Origin of the sequence: Staphylococcus sp. HMSC34C02 (assembly GCF_001838705.1) — a bacterium.
Classification (GTDB): domain Bacteria; phylum Bacillota; class Bacilli; order Staphylococcales; family Staphylococcaceae; genus Staphylococcus; species Staphylococcus borealis.
In genome coordinates, this window is sequence record NZ_KV838558.1 from 106,453 (window position 1) to 127,369 (window position 20,917).

Below are 20,917 nucleotides of genomic sequence, written 5' to 3' on the forward strand. Positions count from 1 at the left end.
TTCTCTTTGCTGGGGCCCCACTCCCAGCTTGCTTAGCTTGTAGCATTTCTTGATGAAATGCTTTTTATTGAGGCTTCAGCCACGTACAGATAAGCACTTAATATCAAGCGTCTTCTCTATTTAGTTAGTCACTACGAATGTGCAGTGTCACCTTTTAATATCTGTTTATCGTTTATAAATGGCATTACGTAATTCTTTTAAACCCTCATCAATACGAGGACCCGGACGTGAAATTTCATCACCATTCACAGTTTCAATACGTCCATTTTTCACTGCTTTAATTTGACGGAAACCATCACGCTTTTTAATGACTTTATAGTAATCCGATTTAGACAGACCTTCTGTAGAGATCAGAATGTCTGGGTTCTTTTTGATGATACTTTCTTTATCTACTGGCTTCCAACCTTCTATATTTGAAAAGCTATTTTTAGCATCTAATTGTGTCAACATGTCATCGAAAAATGTATGTTTACCCGCTGTATAGATTTCTGGTTTAGAAGACACTTCCATGAAAACAGATTGTGATTTGTGATGTCTCGGCACTGACTTGATTACTTTGTCAACGTTATGCTTCGTTTCATCTACAAGGTCTTGCGCTTCACGTTCACGTCCAGTGACTTTACCTATCTGTTTAAAAGTATCATATGTTTGATTTAATGATTGTGCATCTTTCACATAAACCACTTTGACACCATTTTTTTCAAGACTATCTAACACTTTTTTTGACGTCCCTTTTTGAGATTCATGCGCCAATATTAAATCTGGTTTCGCCTTTAACAATGCTTCTTTATTTAAATTCATTGCATCAAATTGTTTCTTACCTTCTTTAACATCTTTAGGATAATCATCTACTGTTGAAACACCAACAATATCTTTCCCAAGTCCTAATTCATAAAGAATTTCCGTGTTACTAGGCATAAGTGACACGATACGATGATATGACTGATTTTTTGAATTTGAATCTGATTTATTACTCTCATTGTTTGCTTGTTTGTGTTGATTATTTTGACCACAAGCGACAAGTACCAGCACCATTATACATAGTACTATCCACATTTTTTTATTTAACACGACTACACATTCCTTTCTATCTTTTGTATATGTATGCATTAATCATAACAAATATTATTCAATATTAATTTAACTTTTTTATATTTAATTGTGTAATTTTATATTATCACTTATTTTGAGAAATAATCAGTAGTAAAAAAGCATTGAATACTTCTAAATTTAGAAATATTCAATGCTTAGTTTTAACACTCACTATGCTTTGGGGTTAGGTCCATATTCATTTGTACCTTGTTCACTATCCGCAACGCAGTAAATTAATGCGAAAATAGAGATAATTAATAATATAACTGATATAACAAGTATGACTACAGTCGAAGCCATTAAAGAAACATCAGCGTAAAATTGATTTAAATACGTATCAGATATCGTTTCGAGTAATATAATTAATCCTCTTAGTAACATAGACACTAACATAATTAATGGTATTAACATCGTACGTCCAACATCATGAAATCGACGCACCGACATGGTGAATGTTCCGATTAGAATAATGACATCAATCGTTTCATAAATAATCTTGAAAAACATATCGCCACCGCCAACTATCCAAGTGAGTACGTCGGTAAGTATGCTTAATAAAATGAGTACAATAATATTCGCGAGTGTTGCATACCAGTAATGTCGTCTACGTGTACGACCTTGTACATTAAAATAATTTCTCCAAAATAATTGGTACGACTCAATCATTATAGCGTCTCCTTTAAATATGATTCAGTATAATCATTACATAATAAAGGATTGAAGGAAACACTTTATTTGATATACGCTTGGATTGCTTTTGCGATATACTCATTCAAGTGATTATTGCGATGTTTATTTATATTCTTAGCAAAGCGATCATCACTTTCATAAGTAAGTGCGATATATTCTAAAAACTGATTATCCGCATTAGGCACTTGTCGTTGTAAAATGCCTTTTAAAGCTTCAATATTTTGATATACATGCACATCATCCGCTGCGTAGCCATTTTCCAATAAGTGATTCATTTCATTGAAAAATTGGTTGAATTGGTCATTTGTATCTTTATCATTATTCTGCTTATCAGAATCGTTCATTTGATTTCTACGTTGTTTATATGACTGATAATAATCCGTATCGCCATATTTCAATTCAGCTTCTTTATCATATTGTTCTGTCACATCAAATTGATTGAATTGATCCATATTAATCTCCTCGTTTCTATGATTTATTAGATGATTTTTGAGGTAATCAATGATTTGATTTAGCTGATTTCGTCGTTGAACAATTTGGGCATAGTTATCTTCTAATATTGCATTTTTATTAGTAATACTTTGTTGAAAATATAATTGGATATCTTCGAGAGATAAATTGAGCTGTCGAAGAAATAAGATCGTTTGTAGCTTTGCAATATCTTGTGAATGATAATAGCGATAGCCATTATCGTCTACATAACTAGGTACTAGTAAACCAATCTCATGATAGTAACGCAATGTTCTTGTACTAACCGTCGTCACTTTGCTCACTTCACTCGGTGTAAAATAGTTATGATTTAACATTGTATTATTCTCCACTTTATTTTATTTTCAATATCATTCATACCTCACTCATCTATTTAGGAGTATGCACTATGACGTAACGTTAAAGTCAATCATTTTTTATAAAATAATGATCTAAAAACGTATATTTCTGCTTTCCTTTGCCATTAAAATAATGTTTCCCAAAGTTATCTAATAATGCATGAAATTCATTGGCATCTTGATTTGTAAAATAATCTGGTAGTGTTATATGTTTTTTTAATTTATCGTAATTCTCTGTGTTTGAATAGCCTAATTTATGATACAAGCGTCGTGTATATCGATCAGGAATAAATTCTATTCTTTGAAAAAGATACACCAATAACACGTCAGCCGTTTCACTACCTATACCGCGTATGTTTAACAATGCCTGTCTGAGCGTATCACCATGCATACGTGCAATTGCATCATAGTCAAAGTTGTATTGGTTTAGCCAATTGAATAACGCATGAATGGCCTTCCCTTTATTTTTATAAAAGCCACTAGAACGTATAATGTCTTGTAGTTCATTTAATGGTAAAGCCAAAATGGTTTGAGGATCAAAACAGGTTTCTTCCTTTAAACGCATTAGCGCCATATCTGCATTGTTCCAATTCGTATTTTGTACTAATATCGCACCAAGCATCATTTCTTCAGGACTTTCAGCCGGCCACCAATGTTGCGGGCCCATATTGTCTAATAAGATGTTATAAAGTGCTTCAGTCGTAAGCGTTGGCATACTCTCACTCCAATCTTTACATAATAATACCCTCACAAATCGAAATTTATGAGGGTGATATCAAAATTTATATAATTCTCTTGATTACATAGATTCTGGTGCTGATACACCAACTAATGTTAATGCATTGTGTAGTGTAATTCTAACTGCATCTACTAAAGCTACATGTGCTTTCGTTTTTTCTTCATCGTCTGTTAATACTTTTTCAGCATTGTAGAATTTATGGAATGCAGATGCTAAATCTTGAATATAGTTCGTTAAACGGTGTGGTGCACGACTTTCTGCTGCACTTTCAATTGTTGATTCAAATTCAGCTACTTTTTTCAATAATTCAATCGCTTTTTCATTTGTAATTGTTGAAAAGTCTGCATCAGTTGTAACTTCAACACCTTGCTCTTTTGCTTGTTTCAAGATAGAGCAAATACGTGCATGTGCGTATTGCGCGTAATAAATTGGATTATCTTGTGATTTTTCTTTTGCAAGTTCTAAATCAAAATCAAAATGAGAGTCCGGACTACGCATTGTTAAGAAGTAACGTGCAGCATCAATGCCAACCTCATCCATAATTTCACGTAAAGTAATCGCATTACCAGTACGCTTACTCATCTTCACTTCGACACCGTCTTGCATTAAACGTACCATTTGCATAATTTGTATTTCAAGACGATCACTATCTACACCAAACGTTTCTAAACTTGCTTTCAAACGATTAATGTAACCATGGTGATCGGCACCCATTAAATCGATTAAAATGTCGTTACCGCGATTAATTTTGTTGTAGTGATACGCAGTGTCTGGTGTGAAATAAGTGTAATTACCATCTTTTTTAATTAACACACGGTCTTTATCATCTTTAAAATCAGATGTACGTAACCAAGTTGCACCATCCGCTTCATATGTGTAACCGAGTTCATTCATTTTAGCTAATGTGTTATCAATAGCCCCGTTCTCATATAGTGATGTTTCACTAAACCAATTATCAAAGTGGACATTGAAATCAGCTAAGTCTTTTTTCAATTTATCCATTTCATAATCAACACCAAGTTTTCTAAATGTTTTAAGACGTTCTTCATCAGAATAATCTTTCATTTCTGGGTGCTTATCAGCTAAGTCTTTACCAATTTCGATAATATCTTTACCATTATAACCATCTGCAGGCATTTCATGACTTGTATCACCAAGTGCTTCAAAGAAACGTGTCTCAATTGAACGTGCCAAGTTAGTAATTTGATTACCAGCATCATTAATATAATATTCACGTGTTACATTGTAACCTGCTGCAATTAAAATATTAGCTAGTGAGTCACCAACAGCAGCGTTTCTTGCATGACCAATGTGTAAATCGCCAGTTGGGTTGGCAGAAACATACTCTAGTAAGATATTTTTATTTTTAGATGCTTCAGCATAACCAAATCGATTACCTTTTTCAATCGCTTCTGGAATAACTGCAGTTAAATATTGATTATCTAAATAGAAATTAATAAAACCAGGACCCGCGATATCTACTTGCTTCACATTCGCTTTACTTGTGTCTAAGTTGTCAACAATCGCTTGAGCAATTTCACGTGGGTTACGTTTAGCAATCTTAGTTAATACCATTGCGATATTAGTTGAGTAATCTCCATTTTTAGTGTCTTTTGGTATTTCAACTTTGATATCTGGAATATCTTCAGCAAGACCAGCTTTTTTAATACTCGTTTCAATTTCTTGTATTAAAGTTGTTTTTACTTGATCAATAATATTCATTCGCCTATCTCCTTATAATTAATTTCATATTGATATGAGCCCATTTTTTCATCATTTTGATGTAACTCGTATTGAATTTTTAGCTTCCCACCGTTTTCATTCACAAAATGCAAGATACTACGTGTTCTAACAGTCAAAGGGATACGTCCAGCTGGAATATCGTAAAGTGTAGTCGTATCATGACCTTCTACAAAGTGAAGATTCATATTAATATCGCCTTTGCGTATTAATTTGACGCCTCGCGCTTCGATTTTAATCGTTACATTGACGACTGCATCTTCAATTTGTTCTTGGTAACGAATATAATCTGCATTCTTTGTTTGCCAAGAACCTTGAGTAGCAAATTCAAATTTTTGTTTTTCACCATTTTGTTTTAAGACTTGCTTCGTTTGAATGTGTATATTCTTATCCAACGTTTGCCTCACCTTAGCTTCTAATTAATACACCACATTATAGCATAATTTAGATAGTGCATGTAGGTGATACTTCTCAGTTTTGAAGCATTTAGAATATATAAGTATCATCATCTATTTTGATAAATTGAGTAATAAAAAGAACAGTATATAGGTTAAATCTTGGGAAATATTACTATAAAATGACTTATTAGAAGTAAACTATCAGCGTGTATTTGGAGATGATATAATATACTGGTCGCCTATCTCTCAGGCGTCAATTTAGGCGTAGAGAGGAGGTGCTAATCTATGCTAGAAATCCTTGTTCACATCACGACCACAGTCATCAGTGGTTGTATTATTGCGATATTCACGCATTGGCTACGTAATCGCAATAATAAATAGGCGACCATAGCCACACCTAAAAAATCCCCTCACTACGGCAATAGTGAGGGGATTGGTGCATCTATGCTAGTTTCCTTGTTAACTAAATTATAACACTGGTGAGTAGAGAAATGCAAAATGATTTCATACGATGACTCAACTAATGAGAAGAAACATATTAAACAACGGTAGAAATTGAGGTGTGCGATATATTCGATACTAGAAAAACAACATATTTTAAAATTGTAGTTTCTTTTTTTAGGTAACATCATTCTCACATATATCGGGATAATAACTAATTATTAATGTAATAGAAAACAATATGTGATCCTACATAGACATTAGCATTTAATTTGGCAAGACTATTTGGTAACACTGTGGATGAATTTTTTTCTTAATCATTTATTTATCACAAAAAGAGAGTGTAAATTCCCCTCTCTTCTTGTGCAATAGTACTATGTATTAAATGTTGTCTCAAAAACGTCGATGTATTTATCTCCCTACCTATGTATTATTAATATCATAATGAGAATAATTACCCATATTGACATCAATAATGGTCTTATAGAAATAAGTCTCCATCGTCCTTTTATTATTCTTAAAATGATATCTATGATTATGTAAATAACAAATAGTGCGATAAAAATATATAGTATAAAAAAGTTTCCAATTGCAAAATCTTCTCTATACTGTGATGATGCTTTGATTGACATGGTGATCATAAAGATAAATGACATCAGTAGCGATATAATACCTTTATATTTAGCTATGTCTAAATTAATTTTCATACTTTCAATTTTGTCATACTTCTGTTGTGTAATCATTTTATCTGGTGCCTTAGTTAACTCTTGAATCTTTATTTTTAAGGGTCTAGACCATAATCCCCTTACACCCATAATTCCATACAGTAACACACCTATATTCAATATGAGCATCAAGTTTTCAAACTGATTTACACTTTCTTCTTTTATGAGAATCACAGGTATTAAATATAAAATGAGTGCTATAACATATGTCATTATTGGCAATACTTTAAGACCACCCGAATGCATGACAGATGTAAAATTGACTAAATAAAATAGACCAAATACGATTATAATAAGTAGAATATCCATTATGTATTAGCCCCCTCCAATACCTTGACTTTTACTTCACTTATGCCAAAACACTTTCTTTATTAAATATAATGAAATCCATTGTTAAACTATCGTACGACATAAATAACCTTTAACTCTTTTCATATCATCTTCCCAATAATCTGGATGAAAAGAAAATTCCATTTTTGCTATATGAGGCATTATCAATACGTCTAATTCCATTATATACTCTCCTGCTTACTTGTATTTTCTATTGCAGTATAGACCTCTCCATAAAGCAAGAAATATTGAGTTGCTAATGAGTTAGCAACAAATATCATTATCATACTAACTATGATTACAAAATGTGACTCTGCAACATTAGGAATTAATATATATTCAACAATTTTTTGAACATAAATTGTTGATGCTATAACACTTAACGCCAGAATCCAAACATATTTATTACCTTTTAGCCATGAAGGTTTACTTGCCATTAATAATAGTTTACAAATATGCGCACTTGCACATATTAATAGAAATAGAAAGCCAACAACCCAAAAAGTAGTTAAATTAATATGATGTTCTTCTGCCATGAAAAAGTATGAATTATAAAATGATAAGTAAGTCGAGTAACCAGTCAAACAACCAATTATTAAATATCTTTTGGCCGTCTTTAGTTCAATACTATCTTTCTTTTCGAAAAGTTGTATAAATCCAAAAAAGATGATAATTATTTCTATCAATGTAGTAATGATTAAGTAAATAGGTGTTCTTTCAATGGTTAAACTGTAAAAATATTGCACTCCCCCCGCTAAAATCATTAATAATGAAAGTACATTCATCACTTGAACACTTGGTTTTCTTAGTTTTTTTAAGCTATCATTCATTTTTTTCACTCCTTTAAATTATTGAAATAATTGATTTGCTAAAGCTCTTATAAGGTATATTGTTAAGCGTGGGAGTGGACAGAATTCTTTTTGAATTCGTCGTCCACTCCTAGCTTGCATTGCTTGTAGAATTTCTTTATGAAATTCTCTTTGCTGGGCCCCGACTAGAACTGAGAAAAGCTTGATTTAAGCGCCTTTTCAGTACAGTCAGCTACTGCGAATTTGCAAAATAGCATTATTATATTATTTATGTCCCAGCCTCATGCAACACTTTCTTCATTAAAGATAATAGGTCCCATTGAATAAATACCATTAGAAGTAAACAATTCTTTAATTCTTTTAATCTCATATTTTAATATTTTTAAGTTTTTTGTTACCTACCACTTCAATATAAATATTTACATACAGTAAATATCACTATTAAGTATATTCTTAATAATAGAATTTATATATCTTAATTTATTTGCTTTGACAAAATCTTAAACTATATATACATATAAAAATAGGAAGTATTATATATTTAAAAGAAGGTTCTCAAAAGTTAATGATTATCAATCGATGGCCAATTGCAGAAATTGAGGGTCAAAAGTATATGTTCGATTATTCAGCATGTAAATACCCAGTTGGTGTTGTAGAAGATCAAATCTATTATTTCAATGAAGAGAATATTGATAAAGTTATATTTGGGGGCTACTCTGATCAAGATGAAACAAGATTTCAAGAATTACATAAAGAAATGATCGATAATTTGGATAAAGACATCCAACGTGGTACTTGTTCAAAAGAAAGATAATTTTGATTTAATTTAACTTAAATTGACTTATCAAAGGTTACCTATCATCGTATATTCGTAGATGATATAATATAAAGGTCGCCTATCTCTCAGGCGTCAATTTAGACGCAGAGAGGAGGTGCTAAAAATGACAGATATCTTTGTTCACATCATGACCACAGTCATCAGTGGTTGTATCGTTGCGTTGTTTGCGCATTGGTTACGTAAACGTAATGATAAATAGGCGGCATAACCACACCAAAAAACCCCTCACTACTCGCAATAGTGAGGGGTTTGGTGCATCAAATGCAGATATCTTTGTTAATTACATTATAACACCATACTGGATAGGAATGCAAAATTGAAATTATGGAATATAAAGGGGATAGAATCTGAAAATGAGTATTGTTACAAATGATAGGACTTATTTTTTGTGTTGAAAACAATCTTATGATTTATATTGGAAGCCCCTTAATATTTTTCATGTTTTCATTAATGAACCTCATTACATATGACAACGAAGAGATAATTATAAGTAAGCTAGGTCAATCAGAGTAAATAAACATATCAACCTTGAATCAATCTAAAATAAAAGTAAAGATAAGTGAGATAAAATGGAAACAATAGGAAGCATTATATATTTAAAAGAAGGTTCTCAAAAGTTAATGATTATCAATCGATGGCCAATTGCAGAAATTGAGGGTCAAAAGTATATGTTCGATTATTCAGCATGTAAATACCCAGTTGGTGTTGTAGAAGATCAAATCTATTACTTCAATGAAGAGAATATTGATAGCGTTATATTTGAAGGTTACTTTGATCAAGAAGAAGTAAGATTTCAAGAACTATTTAATGAGATGATCGATAATTTGGGTAAAGATATTCAACGTGGTACTGTTCAAAAGAAAGATAATTTTGGTTTAATTTAACATAAATTGACTTATCGGAAGTTATCTATTATCGAATATTCAGAGATGATATAATATATGAGTCGCCTATCTCTCAGGCGTCAATTGACGAAGAGAGGAGGTGTAATTATGCTTGATAACTTTGTTCACATCATGACCACAGCAGCGAGTGGTTGTATCATTGCATTATTTGCGCATTGGCTACGCAATCGCAACGATAAGAAAAAATAGGCGACTATAGCCGCACCTAAAAAATCCCCTCACTATCAGAAGTAGTGAGAGAATTGGTGTATTATACTTGATAACTTTGTTAAGTAAATTATAACACTAGTTAGTAGAGGAATGCAAAACTATCAAAATTTCATCTGTAATAAAGTATTTAATTTGATATATTTAATATAATATTGAGGCGACGGAGTGATAATATTGAACATCATAAAAAGACAATGGAATAGTAAAGTTCAAGCTATGCCAAGGATACCGAGAAGTCAAAATAATAACGGATATGTAGAATCTTTAATTAAGATCCTTAAAGCAATAGAAGAAGGTAAAGAAAATAACCATATTTTAGAATTTGAAGGTAGTAAAAGCTCGAATACATTAAATCATTACTGTATTAAACTTAGACCAATTGGAATAGTTGAATTAAAAAATAGTAAATGGTATATAAGTGAAGAAATATCTGGGTGGAATAGTGAAAACATTAGAGAAATACTACCTGAAATTTTAAATGCCAAAGTTAAATATATAGCTGAAATGTTAAATTTTATAAAAAAACCAAAAAATATACGTGTCATTTTAGAAAATGCCAAAGAAAATTATAATATGACGTGGAAAGACAACAGTCAAGTCTATGATAGACTACACTGGTTTATGGATTTAGGTATGGTTGAGCATATTGGATATGAAAAAAAATACGTACTTACAAATCATGGTGAAAAATTTCTGAAAGCTCATCCCCCAATTGAAAATCCAGAAATACTGCGATTTAAGTACGATCAGACCGAAACTGAAACTGAAATTTATATACCTGAGTTTTTAAATGATACATACACATACAAATGGTCTAGTGATATAAATAGAAAAAGTAATATAGGATATGTTCCTGGTGGATTAGAAAACGTAGCAAACACCATACGAGACACTTTAGATTTAGCTCGTAATTATACTGATTTTGATAGTATTTATGATTATCTAAGTTCAACATATAATATAAGTGAAAATTCTAATGGCCAGTATATAACATTTTTAACTCGTTTAAACATATTAGAGAGAATAGGAGAAAAGACTTATAAAACATCTGAATTAGGTTTGGAATTAATAAAATCTGAGAACATAGATTTTAATATAGTATTTATTTTACATAAATACTATAAATATATTTTTGAAATATTATATTTAATTAAAGATAAAAATATGGCAGTAAGAGAAATAGCAACAGTAGGTAAAACTAAATTTAATATGCCTAATGAGTCGGTTGATCAAATAAGAAAAAGAATTAATTATTTGAAAAACGCTTCTTTAATCATTGAGGATATGGGTAAAACCTTCAAGTTAACCCAAAGAGGTCATCTTTTATGCGATAAATTACATCAATACTACGATAATATGATTGAAGAAACAACAAGAATCATTAATGATAAAGACGAAAATGCTAAAAAAATGATATATATAATTTATTATATGACTTACGAACAAGTTCAATTGATTCTAGTAATCCAAATAATTTTGAAAAAGTATTACAAAAATATTTTGAAGAGCTTGGCTTTTTTAGTGAATTAATAGCTAAATCGGGTACCACTGATATTTTATTAACAGCGCCTACAGCACCTAAATTTACATATAAGGTTAATATAGACGCAAAAACCAATAGAGAGGGAAAAATAACAGAAGGTTTAATTGATTTCGAGACATTAAAAGAACATAAAGAAAAGCATAAAGCTCAATACGTAGTGGTAGTAGGTAAATCATTTGTAGGATCAAGACTTATTAAAAGAGCTGAAAGTAATGGTATAGCTTTAATTGATGTTGATGTCTTAGAAACTTTATTAAAGAACCATCAAAAGTACCCATTACAAGCTATAGAATATTTACCAATATTCCAACAAAAAGGAATAGTTAACTTAGATGTATTAAAAAAACAGTATAATATTATGAATAGACAAAAAGATTTATTTAAATTAATAATTAAAATTTTAATTGATAATAGCAATGATGATTATTCAGGAGGTATTATTTCTTCTGAGGTTATATACTTTATGATAAAACAAGAAACTCAAAATTCAGATATCTCGATAACAATGAAAGAAGTAAAAGATATGTTATCTTTGCTTTCAAATTCTCTTATCGATTGTGTAGGTAAAACTAAGGAAGGCTATTATGCTAAAGGCTCATTAAAAGATGCAGCATTAAAATTTAGATTTTATTATGATGTATCTGTAAACTATTAAAACCTTTATATGTCTATTTTAAGCACACCCTAATCATACAAATATGGTTATTGAATTCATAGTAACTTAAACGTATGATTAGGGTGTATATTAATTACGGAGTGAAATATATGATTGTTGGTTATGCAAGCTTATCATCAATTGATCAAATCTAGAAAGACAACTTGATAGTTTAAAAACGTTTGGAGCTGAAAAAATTTTCACAGAAAAACAAACTGGCTAATCTATTGAAAATAGAATGACATTTCAAGAAAAGAAGACACTCGTTTCCAAAACCTAAAATCTGGAGGTTAATAAATGATTTTTATAAGTGCATGCTTAGTCGGCCAAAATGTTAGATATGACGGAGGAAGCAAACTCAACAACAATTTAAAAAAACTTGTAGACCAAGGTGTAGCAAAACCAATATGCCCCGAAATCTTAGGGGGATTATCAACTCCAAGAAATCCTGCAGAAATCGTAGGAGGAGATGGTTTTGACGTTTTAGAAAATAAAGCTAAAATCATTGATAATCAAGGAAACGATGTTACAGTTGAATATGTAAATGGAGCGAAAAAAGCATTAGATACTTGTCAAAAAATGAACTGTAAAGCATTAATACTAAAATCCGATAGCCCAACTTGCAGTTCAGAAAATATTTACACCGGTGAATTCAATGGAAACAAAAAACAAGGGGTAGGAATATTTTCCGCACTACTAATAAAAAACGGAATACAAGTTTATAACGAAAAAAACTATAATATTTAAATACTTTATTCCGATTGATTCAATTATAATCCTATTAAAAATGTAAATATTGAATTGATTCTATTGATTTGCTTATAGATTTTTCTCCCTAATATTCACCCTTCGTTTGTCATTTTCATAGTATCTTTACTTATATTAAATGCCGGTCCTATTTTGCTCATTTATTTTTTAACCATGCTCAACATCAATAAATAACTAAACCATAGTAATAGAAGATATCCTACTGTATAATTAGTTATTATTTTAGGTGGCCCTATGAGTCCGAATGATTTAGATGATTGGATTTTTAAAGAAAGAGAATTGATAAGAGCATTGTTAAAAGAGAAGAAGCCAATTTTTGGTGCTTGTTATGGTGCGCAACAAATAACGAAAGCAATTGGTTATACAGTAAGTAAGTCACCAGTAAAAGAAGTAGGTTGGGATAAAGTATATCTTGAAACTAATACAATACCAGACTTACCAAAAGAATTGATGGCATTGCATTGGCATGAAGAAATGTTCCAAATACCTAAAAATGCAGAATTACTTTTCTCTAGTGAATATTCAACTAATCAAGGGTTTTTGTTAAATAACAATGTTATTGGTTTGCGATTCCATTTCGAACCAGGTCCTTTTGAAGTTAAAGAAATTGTAACTAATGATTTTTCTTATGCGGTTGATTCTGTATTAAACCAAACTCCACAAGAAATTATTGAACGCGAAGTTCCTAAAGAGAATAAAGAAGTTATGTTTAAATTACTTGATCATATAACTGGTAGATAGACTAATTTTAAGTATTTTTCACACAATCACTTCAAAAAATAAAATATTAATAATTAAAAATATGCGACTTTAGGCACACTAACAAATCCCCTCATTACACCAATAGTGAGGGGATTTCTGCATCTATGCTAGATTTCATATTAACTAAATTATAGAAAAACGTAGTTACTTCATCTATTTTTGGACATTATGTTTTACACACATTCTAAGCTCCCGAACCTTCAAATCCAATAATTGCTGATTGTACTTTACCGTTCTTTTGTACAAACGTTACGGGTGTATGATAATTACCATTTTGGCCACCAACTAATTTATAATCATCGCTATTAGGATTTTTATGACCATGAACATCTGCTTGCTCTACAAGATCGCTACCATAAACGGATTTAAGTTGTTTCACAGTTACATTATTCACTTTAATTTGAACAGATGTTGCTGTTTTCTTTCCAGACTTCACTGAGAAGAAGTTTTGATCATACTTACTAAAGTTATTCAACTTACTGCTTGTCCCCGTTTGAGGTACTATTTTAGTTCCATTAAACGTAACATTGCCATACTTAACCGCATTTTTAAACGTTTTATTTAATAAGAATGAACCATCGTTATTTACGTAGCCACTATACGTATAATATGGTGTAGTAGCTGCATGTGCTTGATTATTGTGTGGTTGTTCTACTGAGGCTCCGACTCCGAATACTGTTCCCATGGCTAAAGTTGCACTAACAATTGCTTTGGCAGTTTTATTCATATGAATCTTCCTCTCATTTCTTAGTCAAATCGTCATAACAATCGTTATATTACGATTTGTTTACAATATTACAACAATGTTTCTAAAATTGCAATTTTACATCTATTAAAACATTATTCATCCCGAAATAATTATGATTCATATTTGCTATGTTCACCATATAAAAATGCACCCCATAAAGTTAAATTTTAAGCTCAACCTTAGGGATGCACCTTATCGAATAGTTTTTTAAACACTAATTTCTTAAGTATATTACGATATTCTATTTCTAATAAATTAATGTCGTCTATCCATCATAGTCTATTAATTTTTGCTTTCATTCTAAAATATCTTCGCTTGATTCAAGTTCTACAATGTCATAACGATATTTTTCCAAAAGGGTTTTATATTTATAGAAGAAAATGATGCCGAAACCGATTGATGCTACAAATAAGATGTTTTTCATTTGTTGTCCTCTTAACTTCATAGATTAAATTTATATTCATTAAATAATTATAACATCAAATAACTTTATTATAAATTTAAACAGTTAATTTATTGTTGCTAATACACCCTACTCACCAGGAATAAATACATTTGCTTCACTATCTTTAGGATAATAATAACCATTTGGTATAGTCTGTAACTCAATTAAGGCATTGAACGGTGCCTTAACGTACACACTCTTACTACCTTTCGAATCTTCATAAGTTGAATTATCATGTGTTTCAGATAGTGGTTCAGCGCCTGCACGTATGGCATTGTCTAATACCGCTTCAATTTCATCTACCATGAATGAAATATGGTGATAACCCAAATCTTCAAGTTTAAGTGGATCTTTCTGATGATTACTCTTTACTTCAAACATTTCAATATTCGGACCATTTCCAATCACAATCATTCTTTGGCGCACAATTTTTGCCCCTTTAGTTAAACCTAGCATACGTTCAACTTCTACACCTTCACGTGGTTCATCATCATACGTTAATGCATCATACGCAATTTTAGCGCCAAACGCTTCTTTTAAGAATGTTGTCGCTTCATCAATATTTAACACTGTTAAACCAATATGATTAATCCCTTTAATATGGCTCATATAAACACCTTCCTTTTCGCTTTCAAATATATTTACCCTAAATTTGTGAGAAATAAAAAAGAGTGAATTCAAATTGAACCCACTCTCTTACCTATTAATATGAATTATTAGAATTGAATTACCATACGTCCGGTAATTGTTCCTTGTTCCATTTCTTCAAAGATATCGTTAATTTCTTCTAACTCACGTGTTTGTACTTTTGGAACAACTTTTCCTTCTGCAGCGAATTGGAAGGCTTCTTTCAAGTCTTGACGTGTTCCTACTAATGAACCAACAACCTCAATACCATCTAAAACTAAACGTGGAATTTCTAAGTCCATTTTCTCAACAGGTAAACCTACAGCTACTACACGTGCGCCAGCTTTCACAACATCCACTGCTTGATTGAATGGTGTTTTAGCTACTGCAGTAATAACTGTCGCATCTAAACCTTTATCGTCAGTTAATTTATTTACTTCTTCAACAGCGTCTTGATTTTTAGTATTCACAACCGCATCTGCGCCTAATTCTTTCGCAAAATCTAACTTATCATCACTAATATCGAATGCAACAACTTTAGCGTTAAATACATTTTTAGCGTATTGAAGTGCTAAGTTACCTAAACCACCAATGCCAAATACACCAATCCATTGACCTGGTTTAATGTTACTTACTTTTACAGCTTTGTACGTCGTTACACCAGCACAAGTAATTGAAGAAGCTGCCGCTGGGTCTAAATTCTCAGGTACTTTCACTGCATAATCCGCTGTAACAATAACTTGTTCAGCCATAGCGCCATCAACAGTGTAACCTGCGTTCTTAACATCACGACATAATGTTTCACGTCCTGTTGTACAATATTCACAATGGCCGCAGCTTTCGAACATCCAAGCGATTGAGACACGATCGCCTTCTTTAAGCGAATCGACACCTTCACCTACTTTAATAACACGTCCAATACCTTCATGGCCTAATGTTACGCCAGTTACATCACCGAAGTCTGCATTTTTAACGTGCAAATCAGTATGACATACACCACAATATTCTGTTTGAACTAAAGCTTCACTGGGTTTCAAGGCACGCACTTCTTTATCTTCTACACTTACTTTATGATCATGTGTTACTACTGCTGCTTTCATGGTCAATCACTCCTTGTTCAATTAACATTTAATGATAAATTTGTAAATCTACACTCATTATATGCAATCGCTTATAGAATTGGAATCATTTTCACTTAATTATTTTTAATTTTCAAACATTTTATTTTTTGCAGTTTTATTTTTTATAAAATGATTAATACCACTTATGCTAATACCGTTAGACTACTACGCACTTACCATTAAAAAACGCGATATAGTTATGCTATAATTTTACATATAACAATTAATTAATTGCTTAATTACAACTATTGCATCAAGACTTATGGAGGGATTTTTAGTGAAAACACATGTCCTATATGGAAAGTCTGAAGTAGAAGTCAATGTTCCTGATGATAGTACAGTCATAGAACCTCAAAAGATAGAAGCATTAGATGATTATACTTCAGCAATTCAAAATGTTTTGCGACAACCAACAGGTTCTAAGCCACTGAAAGAATTGGTTAATAAGGATGATATTGTATCAATCGTCATTAGTGATATTACTCGACCAACACCGAATCACATACTCGTACCTTTACTAATTGAGGAATTAAACCATGTGCCACGTGAGAATTTCGTAATTATTAATGGTACAGGTACACACCGTGATCAAACACGTGACGAACTCGTACAAATGTTAGGTGAAGATATTGTCAATAGCGTAAAAATCGTCCACAATCACTGCGACGAAAAAGAAAGTTTAGTGAAAGTTGGACATAGTAAATATGGCTGTGATGTGTATCTAAATAAAGACTACGTTGAATCTGACTTCAAAATCGTAACAGGCTTTATTGAACCCCATTTCTTTGCTGGGTTCTCTGGAGGGCCTAAAGGAATTATGCCAGGTATCGCTGGTCTTGAAACAATTAAGACCTTCCACAACGCCAAAATGATTGGTGACCCTCGCTCAACTTGGGGTAATTTAGAAGATAATCCTGTTCAAGATATGGCACGTGAAGTCAATACGATGTGCAAGCCTGACTTCATGTTAAATGTCGCATTAAATAAAGATAAAGCAATTACAGCTGCATTTGGTGGTGATGTCTTCGAGGCACATAAAGAAGGTTGTGCTTACGTTAAAGAACACGCAATGTTCAAATGTGATGACCGTTTCGATGTGGTTATTGCTTCAAATTCCGGCTACCCTCTCGACCAAAACTTATATCAAACCGTTAAAGGTATGAGTGCTGCTAGTAAAGTTGTAAAAGAAGGCGGCAATATCATTATGGTATCTGAGTGTGCAGACGGATTCCCTGATCATGGTAAATTCGCCGAAATATTCAAAATGGCTGACACGCCACAAGGTATTCTAGACTTAATTCATGACCCGAACTTTTCAGAAGTGGACCAATGGCAAGTTCAAAAACAAGCCAGTATTCAAACATTCGCAAATGTATATGTGTATTCAGAGTTAACTGACCAACAACTTAAAGACTCAATGCTAAATCCAACATCAAATATTGAACAAACGATTGCCGATTTAGAAGCGCAATATGGCAGAAAATTAAGTATTGGTGTTATGCCACAAGGTCCATTAACGATTCCTTACGTAGAAGACGAAGCATAATGAAAGGATTGATAAACATGACTGAATTACAAAATAAAGAACTTAAATTAAATCAATTATTAGAAGATATGGGCAGTGTCGTAATTGCTTTTTCAGGTGGTGTAGATAGTAGTTTAGTACTTAAAAAAGCAATGGATGTATTAGGTACTGAAAATGTTAAACCGGTTGTTGTTAAATCTGAACTTTTCAGAAATGAAGAATTCGATCAAGCCATTGCATTAGGTCGCGAATTAGGCATCGACGTTATGGAAACTGAAATGGCTGAATTAGAAGATGCAAATATCGTTAAAAACACACCCGAAAGCTGGTACTATAGTAAACGTTTGATGTATGGCAAATTAACTCAAATTAAAGAAGAGTTAGGTTTCAACTATGTATTAGATGGTATGATCATGGACGATTTAGAAGATTTCCGTCCAGGTTTAAAAGCAAGAGATGAATATGGCGTTCGCAGTGTACTACAAGAAGCCAAACTCTATAAATCAGAAATTAGAGAATTAAGTAAACAACACGATCTGCCTGTATGGAACAAACCTGCTTTATGTAGTTTAGCTTCACGTATTCCTTACGGCGAAGCATTAAGTTTTACTAAAGTGAATAAAGTCAATGAAGCTGAAAAACACATTTTAAGTTTAGGTGTTAATAACGTACGTGTCCGTTACCATCACAATATTGCACGTATCGAAGTATCAGAAGATGATTTGGCAACTGTAATTAGAAACAAAGATAACATTACATTACGCTTAAAAGAACTTGGTTTCGACTATGTTACTGTTGACTTAGAAGGCTACAGAACAGGTAGTATGAATGAAGTCATTGATACCAAAGCGACTAAATTAGTATAAGGACGTATACTCATGAGTAAAGATTCTAACTTTATTGAAGACTTGCTCGAAGGTGTAAAATCAAATCAAATATCCATTGATGAAGCTAAAGCCCAACTCAGTCATTATGACGAATTGGGCTTTGCTAAAATTGATTTACATAGAGCAAAGCGCCAAGGATTTCCTGAAGTGATATTTGGCCAAGGTAAGACAAAAGAACAAATCAGTCAAATCATTACAAGTCTATCGAATCATCACAATGTTATTTTAGTCACACGTATTAATGAAGAAAAAGCATCTTATGTTTTACAACAACACCCAGACTTAGACTATTTTGCTGAAGCAAATATAGTCTGTACGCCACTTGATTCTATTAATCAATCACATCACTGTATCTCAGTCCTTTGCGCCGGTACATCTGATCTGCCTATCGCTGAAGAAGCTGCAGTCACAGCTGAAGTAATGGGTATTCAAGTTAATCGTTATTACGATGTAGGTGTTTCTGGTATCCATCGATTATTTGAACATATTCATGATATTCGCAGTGGTAAAGTATCGATTGTTATTGCTGGTATGGAAGGTGCCCTCGCAAGTGTTGTTGGCGGTTTAGTCGATCATCCTGTATATGCTGTACCTACTAGCATTGGATACGGTGCCAACCTAAATGGTATAACCACTTTATTATCGATGATTAATGCTTGTGCACCAGGTACAAGCGTACTAAATATAGATAATGGTTTTGGTGCAGGGTATAACGCTGCAATGATTATTAAGATGCTAGAAAATCAATAGAACGGAGCTATAATTATGAGTAATGCTTTATATTTAGACTGCCATGCTGGTATTGCTGGTGACATGTTGCTGTCCGCACTAGTTGACTTAGGCGCTGACCCTATATCAATTGAACGCGAATTAAAACAATTACCTATCGATGATTTTGCGCTTCATTTTAATAAGAAAGTTAAACAAGGTATCCATGCTATGACGCTGAAGATTGATTTTCATGAACATCATCATCACCGAAAAGCGTCTGATATCTTCAAATTAATCGATGATAGTCAGTTGCCAGAACGTGTTAAGCAACGTAGTAAAGCAATATTTAATACGATCGCGCATGCTGAAGCAAAAATCCATGGTATGACGATAGAAGACGTTCATTTTCACGAGGTCGGTGCTATGGATTCAATTATAGATATTATCGGAGGCTGTATCGCATTGGAACAACTTGGCATCGATACGCTCTATTGTTCCCCTATTCCAACAGGTAACGGGAAAATTAATATTGCACATGGTATTTATCCAATACCGGCACCTGCTACTGCAGAAATTCTAAAAAACATACCCCTCGCAGCATTTGACGTACAAAGCGAATTGACTACACCAACAGGGGCAGCATTTGCTAAAAGTTTAGTCACTCAATTCGGACCTTTCCCAGCTGCAACAATGCAAGAAATTGGGTACGGGGCAGGTAATAAAGACTTTGATTTTCCAAATGTTTTACGCGTCATTCAATTCCAAGATAACCAACAAGTTTCTCACGACCAAGTACAGGTCATAGAGTGTCAAATTGATGATATGACTCCAGAAATGTTAGGTCATTTTATGGACACGACATTGAAAGCAGGCGCACTAGACGTTTACTTTACACCTATTACAATGAAGAAGAATCGCCCTGCAATTCAATTGACAGTCTTATGCAAAATTAATGATAAACAAACCATTGAAAATTTAGTATTAACACATACATCATCACTAGGCGTTCGTAGTTACACAGTGAATAGACACATTTTAAAAAGAGCTTTCCGTGATGTAGAGACTCCGTATGGTCAAATAAAAGTAAAATTCGCTTTAAAAAATGGAACAATCTTAAAAATGAAACCTGAGTTTGACGATATTAAAGCCATAAGCGAACATAAAATCATACCATTACATCAAGTGTATAATACCTTAATGAACACTATAAATAGTCAATACCATATTGGAGAATCTTTAAAATAATTACGACGTTTGTAGAACCAGAATTGATTTAAACAAACAAATCTAATATCAATACAAAAGGCAATTCCTATTAGAGTGTTATAGGAATTGCCTTTTATAATATGGGAGTGGGACAGAATTCTTTTAAATTCGTCGT

Annotated in this window: 25 protein-coding genes and 1 pseudogene; 14 read left to right on the forward strand and 12 right to left on the reverse strand. The window is 32.4% G+C overall.

The annotated features are described in order from the left end of the window. Positions 1 to 165: 165 nt before the first annotated feature. The 6 genes from HMPREF3239_RS01660 to HMPREF3239_RS01685 all read right to left on the reverse strand — a co-directional run bounded on the left by HMPREF3239_RS01660 (position 166) and on the right by HMPREF3239_RS01685 (position 5,483). On the reverse strand, positions 166 to 1,056 hold the full coding sequence (locus HMPREF3239_RS01660; RefSeq protein WP_176747937.1) for an ABC transporter substrate-binding protein: 891 nt from the start codon (positions 1,054 to 1,056) through the stop codon (positions 166 to 168). A gap of 207 nt (positions 1,057 to 1,263) precedes the next feature. Continuing rightward, entirely contained in the window at positions 1,264 to 1,758 is a 495-nt protein-coding gene (locus HMPREF3239_RS01665) for a DUF805 domain-containing protein (protein ID WP_070854524.1), read from the reverse strand. A gap of 65 nt (positions 1,759 to 1,823) precedes the next feature. After that, positions 1,824 to 2,588 carry a MerR family transcriptional regulator gene (locus HMPREF3239_RS01670; RefSeq protein ID WP_070854525.1) on the reverse strand — a complete coding sequence of 255 codons (765 nt, stop codon included), beginning with the start codon at positions 2,586 to 2,588 and terminating at the stop codon, positions 1,824 to 1,826. Between the two features lie 88 nt (positions 2,589 to 2,676). Next, positions 2,677 to 3,324 (reverse strand): endonuclease III domain-containing protein, encoded by a 648-nt coding sequence (locus HMPREF3239_RS01675; RefSeq protein WP_070854526.1) that lies wholly within the window; start codon positions 3,322 to 3,324, stop codon positions 2,677 to 2,679. Between the two features lie 84 nt (positions 3,325 to 3,408). After that, positions 3,409 to 5,070 carry an arginine--tRNA ligase gene (gene argS / locus HMPREF3239_RS01680; protein WP_070854527.1) on the reverse strand — a complete coding sequence of 554 codons (1,662 nt, stop codon included), beginning with the start codon at positions 5,068 to 5,070 and terminating at the stop codon, positions 3,409 to 3,411. After that, positions 5,067 to 5,483: a YwiB family protein gene (locus tag HMPREF3239_RS01685; RefSeq protein ID WP_053030757.1), complete on the reverse strand. Its 417-nt coding sequence runs from the start codon at positions 5,481 to 5,483 to the stop codon at positions 5,067 to 5,069. The genes argS and HMPREF3239_RS01685 overlap by 4 nt, the downstream gene beginning before the upstream one ends. A 288-nt stretch (positions 5,484 to 5,771) precedes the next feature. Between HMPREF3239_RS01685 and HMPREF3239_RS12235 the strand changes: the two genes are divergently transcribed. Then, the gene (locus HMPREF3239_RS12235) at positions 5,772 to 5,867 is read left to right on the forward strand and encodes a type I toxin-antitoxin system Fst family toxin (RefSeq protein ID WP_011276553.1); all 96 of its coding nucleotides are present in this window, start codon (positions 5,772 to 5,774) and stop codon (positions 5,865 to 5,867) included. 479 nt (positions 5,868 to 6,346) lie between these two features. Here HMPREF3239_RS12235 and HMPREF3239_RS01690 read toward each other — a convergent pair whose 3' ends face one another. Beyond that, a complete protein-coding gene (locus tag HMPREF3239_RS01690) occupies positions 6,347 to 6,961 on the reverse strand; it encodes a DUF5080 family protein (protein ID WP_070854528.1) in 615 nt (204 codons plus the stop codon). A gap of 203 nt (positions 6,962 to 7,164) precedes the next feature. Beyond that, complete coding sequence (locus HMPREF3239_RS01695; protein WP_070854529.1) at positions 7,165 to 7,812, reverse strand: DUF5079 family protein; 648 nt, start codon at positions 7,810 to 7,812, stop codon at positions 7,165 to 7,167. A gap of 544 nt (positions 7,813 to 8,356) precedes the next feature. Here HMPREF3239_RS01695 and HMPREF3239_RS01700 point away from each other — a divergent pair. The 9 genes and pseudogenes from HMPREF3239_RS01700 (at position 8,357) to HMPREF3239_RS01720 (ending at position 13,451) form a co-directional block, all read left to right on the forward strand. Beyond that, positions 8,357 to 8,605: a DUF4176 domain-containing protein gene (locus tag HMPREF3239_RS01700; protein WP_070854530.1), complete on the forward strand. Its 249-nt coding sequence runs from the start codon at positions 8,357 to 8,359 to the stop codon at positions 8,603 to 8,605. 127 nt (positions 8,606 to 8,732) lie between these two features. Then, the gene (locus HMPREF3239_RS12240) at positions 8,733 to 8,828 is read left to right on the forward strand and encodes a type I toxin-antitoxin system Fst family toxin (protein WP_089535969.1); all 96 of its coding nucleotides are present in this window, start codon (positions 8,733 to 8,735) and stop codon (positions 8,826 to 8,828) included. Positions 8,829 to 9,198: 370 nt separating this feature from the next. Beyond that, positions 9,199 to 9,513, forward strand: coding sequence for a DUF4176 domain-containing protein (locus HMPREF3239_RS01705; protein ID WP_070854531.1), 315 nt, complete (start codon positions 9,199 to 9,201; stop codon positions 9,511 to 9,513). Between the two features lie 108 nt (positions 9,514 to 9,621). After that, positions 9,622 to 9,723, forward strand: coding sequence for a type I toxin-antitoxin system Fst family toxin (locus tag HMPREF3239_RS12245; RefSeq protein ID WP_107630122.1), 102 nt, complete (start codon positions 9,622 to 9,624; stop codon positions 9,721 to 9,723). Between the two features lie 195 nt (positions 9,724 to 9,918). Continuing rightward, a complete protein-coding gene (locus HMPREF3239_RS12250) occupies positions 9,919 to 11,274 on the forward strand; it encodes a hypothetical protein (RefSeq protein ID WP_141763581.1) in 1,356 nt (451 codons plus the stop codon). Further along, positions 11,196 to 11,942 carry a restriction endonuclease gene (locus tag HMPREF3239_RS11975; RefSeq protein WP_256323727.1) on the forward strand — a complete coding sequence of 249 codons (747 nt, stop codon included), beginning with the start codon at positions 11,196 to 11,198 and terminating at the stop codon, positions 11,940 to 11,942. Before HMPREF3239_RS12250 ends, HMPREF3239_RS11975 begins: the two co-directional genes overlap by 79 nt. A 110-nt stretch (positions 11,943 to 12,052) precedes the next feature. After that, a pseudogene (locus HMPREF3239_RS11980) lies at positions 12,053 to 12,162 on the forward strand (recombinase family protein); the annotation flags it as partial. A 77-nt stretch (positions 12,163 to 12,239) separates the two neighbouring features. Further along, positions 12,240 to 12,689, forward strand: coding sequence for a 2-thiouracil desulfurase family protein (locus HMPREF3239_RS01715; RefSeq protein WP_070854532.1), 450 nt, complete (start codon positions 12,240 to 12,242; stop codon positions 12,687 to 12,689). Positions 12,690 to 12,929: 240 nt separating this feature from the next. Continuing rightward, complete coding sequence (locus HMPREF3239_RS01720) at positions 12,930 to 13,451, forward strand: type 1 glutamine amidotransferase (RefSeq protein WP_256323728.1); 522 nt, start codon at positions 12,930 to 12,932, stop codon at positions 13,449 to 13,451. Positions 13,452 to 13,656: 205 nt separating this feature from the next. Here HMPREF3239_RS01720 and HMPREF3239_RS01725 read toward each other — a convergent pair whose 3' ends face one another. From HMPREF3239_RS01725 to adhP, 4 genes are all read right to left on the reverse strand, one after another. Beyond that, positions 13,657 to 14,199: an immunodominant staphylococcal antigen IsaB family protein gene (locus tag HMPREF3239_RS01725; RefSeq protein ID WP_053030765.1), complete on the reverse strand. Its 543-nt coding sequence runs from the start codon at positions 14,197 to 14,199 to the stop codon at positions 13,657 to 13,659. Positions 14,200 to 14,515: 316 nt separating this feature from the next. Then, positions 14,516 to 14,644, reverse strand: coding sequence for a hypothetical protein (locus HMPREF3239_RS12570; protein WP_256323726.1), 129 nt, complete (start codon positions 14,642 to 14,644; stop codon positions 14,516 to 14,518). 108 nt (positions 14,645 to 14,752) lie between these two features. Further along, entirely contained in the window at positions 14,753 to 15,274 is a 522-nt protein-coding gene (locus HMPREF3239_RS01730; RefSeq protein ID WP_070854533.1) for a VOC family protein, read from the reverse strand. Between the two features lie 107 nt (positions 15,275 to 15,381). Next, the gene (adhP, locus tag HMPREF3239_RS01735; protein ID WP_070854534.1) at positions 15,382 to 16,392 is read right to left on the reverse strand and encodes an alcohol dehydrogenase AdhP; all 1,011 of its coding nucleotides are present in this window, start codon (positions 16,390 to 16,392) and stop codon (positions 15,382 to 15,384) included. Positions 16,393 to 16,690: 298 nt separating this feature from the next. Between adhP and larA the strand changes: the two genes are divergently transcribed. Genes larA through larC form a run of 4 tightly spaced genes read left to right on the forward strand, consistent with a single transcriptional unit; the run spans position 16,691 to position 20,781 of the window. After that, positions 16,691 to 17,959, forward strand: a complete 1,269-nt coding sequence (larA, locus tag HMPREF3239_RS01740) for a nickel-dependent lactate racemase (protein ID WP_070854535.1) — start codon at positions 16,691 to 16,693, stop codon at positions 17,957 to 17,959. Between the two features lie 17 nt (positions 17,960 to 17,976). Next, a complete protein-coding gene (gene larE / locus HMPREF3239_RS01745) occupies positions 17,977 to 18,804 on the forward strand; it encodes an ATP-dependent sacrificial sulfur transferase LarE (RefSeq protein WP_070854541.1) in 828 nt (275 codons plus the stop codon). A 12-nt stretch (positions 18,805 to 18,816) separates the two neighbouring features. Further along, on the forward strand, positions 18,817 to 19,575 hold the full coding sequence (gene larB / locus HMPREF3239_RS01750; RefSeq protein WP_070854536.1) for a nickel pincer cofactor biosynthesis protein LarB: 759 nt from the start codon (positions 18,817 to 18,819) through the stop codon (positions 19,573 to 19,575). Positions 19,576 to 19,590: 15 nt separating this feature from the next. Continuing rightward, complete coding sequence (gene larC, locus HMPREF3239_RS01755) at positions 19,591 to 20,781, forward strand: nickel pincer cofactor biosynthesis protein LarC (protein WP_070854537.1); 1,191 nt, start codon at positions 19,591 to 19,593, stop codon at positions 20,779 to 20,781. Positions 20,782 to 20,917: the final 136 nt, after the last annotated feature.

Coding starts and splice junctions, on each gene's coding strand:
- HMPREF3239_RS01660 (WP_176747937.1), bottom strand. CDS start 1,056: ATGTGGATAGTACTATGTATAATGGTGCTGGTACTTGTCGCTTGTGGT.
- HMPREF3239_RS12235 (WP_011276553.1), top strand. CDS start 5,772: ATGCTAGAAATCCTTGTTCACATCACGACCACAGTCATCAGTGGTTGT.
- HMPREF3239_RS01665 (WP_070854524.1), bottom strand. CDS start 1,758: ATGATTGAGTCGTACCAATTATTTTGGAGAAATTATTTTAATGTACAA.
- HMPREF3239_RS12245 (WP_107630122.1), top strand. CDS start 9,622: ATGCTTGATAACTTTGTTCACATCATGACCACAGCAGCGAGTGGTTGT.
- larE (WP_070854541.1), top strand. CDS start 17,977: ATGACTGAATTACAAAATAAAGAACTTAAATTAAATCAATTATTAGAA.
- HMPREF3239_RS01675 (WP_070854526.1), bottom strand. CDS start 3,324: ATGCCAACGCTTACGACTGAAGCACTTTATAACATCTTATTAGACAAT.
- HMPREF3239_RS01690 (WP_070854528.1), bottom strand. CDS start 6,961: ATGGATATTCTACTTATTATAATCGTATTTGGTCTATTTTATTTAGTC.
- HMPREF3239_RS01725 (WP_053030765.1), bottom strand. CDS start 14,199: ATGAATAAAACTGCCAAAGCAATTGTTAGTGCAACTTTAGCCATGGGA.
- HMPREF3239_RS01700 (WP_070854530.1), top strand. CDS start 8,357: ATGATTATCAATCGATGGCCAATTGCAGAAATTGAGGGTCAAAAGTAT.
- argS (WP_070854527.1), bottom strand. CDS start 5,070: ATGAATATTATTGATCAAGTAAAAACAACTTTAATACAAGAAATTGAA.
- HMPREF3239_RS12240 (WP_089535969.1), top strand. CDS start 8,733: ATGACAGATATCTTTGTTCACATCATGACCACAGTCATCAGTGGTTGT.
- larC (WP_070854537.1), top strand. CDS start 19,591: ATGAGTAATGCTTTATATTTAGACTGCCATGCTGGTATTGCTGGTGAC.
- HMPREF3239_RS01695 (WP_070854529.1), bottom strand. CDS start 7,812: ATGAATGATAGCTTAAAAAAACTAAGAAAACCAAGTGTTCAAGTGATG.
- HMPREF3239_RS01715 (WP_070854532.1), top strand. CDS start 12,240: ATGATTTTTATAAGTGCATGCTTAGTCGGCCAAAATGTTAGATATGAC.
- HMPREF3239_RS01730 (WP_070854533.1), bottom strand. CDS start 15,274: ATGAGCCATATTAAAGGGATTAATCATATTGGTTTAACAGTGTTAAAT.
- larB (WP_070854536.1), top strand. CDS start 18,817: ATGAGTAAAGATTCTAACTTTATTGAAGACTTGCTCGAAGGTGTAAAA.
- HMPREF3239_RS01670 (WP_070854525.1), bottom strand. CDS start 2,588: ATGTTAAATCATAACTATTTTACACCGAGTGAAGTGAGCAAAGTGACG.
- HMPREF3239_RS12570 (WP_256323726.1), bottom strand. CDS start 14,644: ATGAAAAACATCTTATTTGTAGCATCAATCGGTTTCGGCATCATTTTC.
- adhP (WP_070854534.1), bottom strand. CDS start 16,392: ATGAAAGCAGCAGTAGTAACACATGATCATAAAGTAAGTGTAGAAGAT.
- HMPREF3239_RS01705 (WP_070854531.1), top strand. CDS start 9,199: ATGGAAACAATAGGAAGCATTATATATTTAAAAGAAGGTTCTCAAAAG.